Annotated in this window: 3 protein-coding genes; all 3 read left to right on the forward strand. The window is 72.3% G+C overall.

Translation table 11 applies throughout. The features are described from left to right. Positions 1–347, forward strand: a 347-nt coding sequence (locus D588_RS24925) for a helix-turn-helix domain-containing protein (RefSeq protein WP_043085124.1), incomplete at its 5' end; no start/stop codon positions are given. A 799-nt stretch (positions 348–1,146) separates the two neighbouring features. Next, positions 1,147–1,635 (forward strand): ATP-binding protein, encoded by a 489-nt coding sequence (locus tag D588_RS28235; RefSeq protein ID WP_198526773.1) that lies wholly within the window; start codon positions 1,147–1,149, stop codon positions 1,633–1,635. A gap of 138 nt (positions 1,636–1,773) precedes the next feature. After that, the coding region (pbpC, locus tag D588_RS24930; RefSeq protein WP_017916515.1) for a penicillin-binding protein 1C at positions 1,774–3,413 on the forward strand (1,640 nt) is incomplete at its 3' end.

Genomic DNA, 3,413 nt, shown 5'->3' on the forward strand with positions numbered 1-3,413 from the left:
ACCGGCGGCCGCTGCCGACGCTGGCGCGCGACGCCGAGCGCGCCCTGCTCGGTTACGCCTGGCCCGGCAATGTGCGCGAACTGGCGCATGCGATGGAGCGTGCGGCGCTGCTGGCCGACGGCAGTACCCTGGGCAGCGACGACCTGCGCCTGCAGCCGGCGACGAATGCCGTGCCGGCACTGTCGACGCAACTCACCCTGGAAGAAGCCGAGGCGCTGCTGCTGAAGCAGGCGCTGGCGCAGCACCAGGGCAATCTGCAGCGCACCGCCGACCAGCTCGGCATCACCCGGCAGAGCCTGTACCGGCGCCTGGGCAAGCACGGGCTGCGCAGCGATGACGCCGGCTGAGCGACAGCGCTTCCGGCCGCTGTGGCTGGTGGCGCCGGCCTTGCTGGCCTTGGTGCTGGTGCTCGTCGCCGGCGCGCCGCGGCTGCCCGAGGCGATCGTGCTGCTGCTGTGCGTGCTGGTGCTGACCATGGCGCTCTGGCGCTGGCAGCAGCGCGATGCCGGGCAGCGCCTGCGCACCCTCGGTCGCCTGCTGGACGCGCTGCGCGAGGGCGACTACAGCGTGCGTGCGGCGCAGGACGCGCGCGATGCCGACGGCCTGCTGGTGCGGTTCAACGCCCTGGCGCAGCGCCTGCAGGACGAACAGCGCGATTCGCACGAAAGCCTGCAACTGCTGAGCAAGACCCTGGCGGCGCTGGACGGGGCGGTGTTCGCGTTCGAACAGGACCAGCGCCTGCGCCTGGTCAATCCGGCCGGCGAGCGCCTGCTCGGCGTCGCCGCCCCGCAGGCGATCGGGCAATCCGCGCAGGCGTTGGGACTGGCCGGCCTGTTCGACGTGCCGTCGGGCAGCATCCAGGCGCATGCGTTCGCCGGGCAGCAGGGGCGCTGGCAGATCGGTCACGCCGCCTTGCGCAGCCGCAGCCAGGCCGGGCGCCTGCTGCTGGTACAGCCGATGGAGCGCGCGCTGCGCGAGGAGGAGGCGCAGGCCTTCCGCCGCCTGCTGCGCGTGCTCAGTCACGAGATCAACAACTCGCTGACGCCGATCGCCTCGATCGCCGACACGCTCGCGCGCCTGCTGGCGGCCGCGCCGCAGGCGCTCGACGCCGAGCTGCAGGCCGATCTGCACAACGGGCTGGGCGTGATCGAACAGCGCAGCGCGGCGCTGCAGCGCTTCCTGGGCGGCTACGCGCGGTTGGCCAGGCTGCCCGCGCCGGTCCCGGCGCCAGTGGCGCTGGTGCCACTGTGCGCGCGCGTGCAGCGGCTGTTGGACGATGCACGAGTGCAGGTCGAGGTCGCGCCGTCGCTGCATGCGTGCGCCGACGCCGACCAGCTCGAACAGGTGCTGATCAACCTGCTGCGCAACGCGCTGGAAGCCGGCGGCAGCGCGCCGGTGACGCTGCGCGCGAGTGCCGACGGCGCCAGCGTGTCGATCGAGGTGTGCGACGGCGGTGCCGGCCTGCCGCCCAGCGACAATCTGTTCGTGCCGTTCTTCACCACCAAGCCCGGCGGTTCGGGCATCGGCCTGGTGCTGTCGCGGCAGATCCTGGAAGCACAGGGCGGCAGCCTGCGCCTGGAGGCCCGCACCGATGCGCCTGGCAGCGTGGCGACGCTGCGCCTGCCGCTGGCGTAGTGGCAGAAGGCGCGCATTGTTGCTGGTGCCCCGGAGCAGTTGGGCACCCATCGTCGGCGATGCCGAACGGGCAGGGATATCCCGCTCGCCGCGTCGCCACCGCAACAGGCAAAATGGCCGCTTCCATCGGGAGCACGCATGCCACTGGACGACACCGCCGCCCCGCACGCCGCGCGGCGCCCCCGGCGCTGGACGCGCCTGCTGCCGTGGCTGCGCTGGGGCACGGTGGCGCTGCTGTCGACCTTGCTGTTGCTGGACCTGGCGTTCCCGCTGCCGCTGCCGAAGTCGCGTGACACCTCGACCCTGGTGGTGGCCGCCGACGGCACCCCGCTGCGTGCTTTCGCCGACAGCAACGGCGTCTGGCGTTATCCGGCCACGCCGGACAGCGTCTCGCCGCTGTATCTGCAGGCGCTGCTGAACTACGAGGACCGCTGGTTCTGGTGGCATCCCGGGGTCAATCCCTGGGCGCTGCTGCGCGCGGCCAAGCAGTGGGTGTTTTCGCGCCACATCGTCTCCGGTGGTTCCACCCTGACCATGCAGGTGGCGCGCATCCTGATGCCGCCCGAGGTCAGTACGCGCACGCCGTGGGGCAAGGCCCAGCAGGCGCTGCGTGCGCTGCAGCTGGAAGCGCACCTGAGCAAGCGGCAGATCCTGCAGCTGTACCTTGAACGCGCGCCCTACGGCGGCACCATCGAAGGCGTGGAGGCGGCGAGCTGGGCCTACCTGGGCAAGCCGGCCGCACGCCTGTCGCAGGCCGAGGCGGCGCTGCTGGCGGTACTGCCGCAGGCACCAAGCCGGTTGCGGCCAGACCGGCATCCGGAGGCGGCGCGCGCGGCGCGCGACAAGGTGCTCGAACGCATGGTCGCGCTGCGCGTGTGGCCGCGCGCGCAGGTCGACGACGCGCGCATCGAACCGGTGGTGGCGCGCTCGCTGCAGACGCCGCTGCACGCCGCGCTGCTGGCCGAGCGCCTGCGCCAGCAGCGCCCGCACGCCGCGCACATCGTCTCCACCCTCGACGCCGACCTGCAGCGCACGCTGGAGGACCGGGTCAGCGCCTACTTCTCGCAACTGCCCGAGCGCACTTCCGCGGCCTTGCTGGTGGTGGACAACCGCGACCTGCAGGCGCGTGCCTACATCGGCTCGGTGCAGTTCGGCGACCGCCGCCGGCTCGGCGACGTGGACATGGTGCAGGCCTGGCGTTCGCCCGGCTCCACGCTCAAGCCGTTCCTGTACGGCATGGCCCTGGACGATGGCCTGATCCATTCTGAGAGCCTGCTGGTCGACGCGCCGCAGAGTTTCGGCGACTACCGCCCCGGCAATTTCGACGAAGCCTTCAACGGCCCGATCGGCGCCGCCAGCGCCCTGCGTTTGTCGCTCAACGTGCCGGCGGTGGACCTGCTCGACCGAGTCGGCCCGGCGCGCTTTGCCGCGCGCCTGAGCAACGCCGGCATCGGCCTGAAGTTCCCGCGCGGCAGCACGCCCAACTTGGCGCTGATCCTCGGCGGCACCGGCGCCAAGCTGGAGGAACTGGTCGGCGCCTTTGCCGCGCTCAACCGCGACGGCATCGCCGGCCACGTGCTCTACAGCGCAACCGACAAGCGCATCGAACGGCGCCTGATGTCGCCCGGCGCGGCCTGGATCGTGCGCGAGATGCTCGAGGCCAATCCGCGTCCGGGCTACGGCGTCGGCACCTTCGACGTCGGGACGCGCCCGCGGGTAGCGTGGAAGACCGGCACCAGCTACGGCTACCGCGATGCCTGGGCGATCGGCAGCACCCG

The sequence above is a fragment of the Xanthomonas sp. SHU 308 genome (assembly GCF_000364645.1).
GTDB lineage: Bacteria > Pseudomonadota > Gammaproteobacteria > Xanthomonadales > Xanthomonadaceae > Xanthomonas_A > Xanthomonas_A sontii.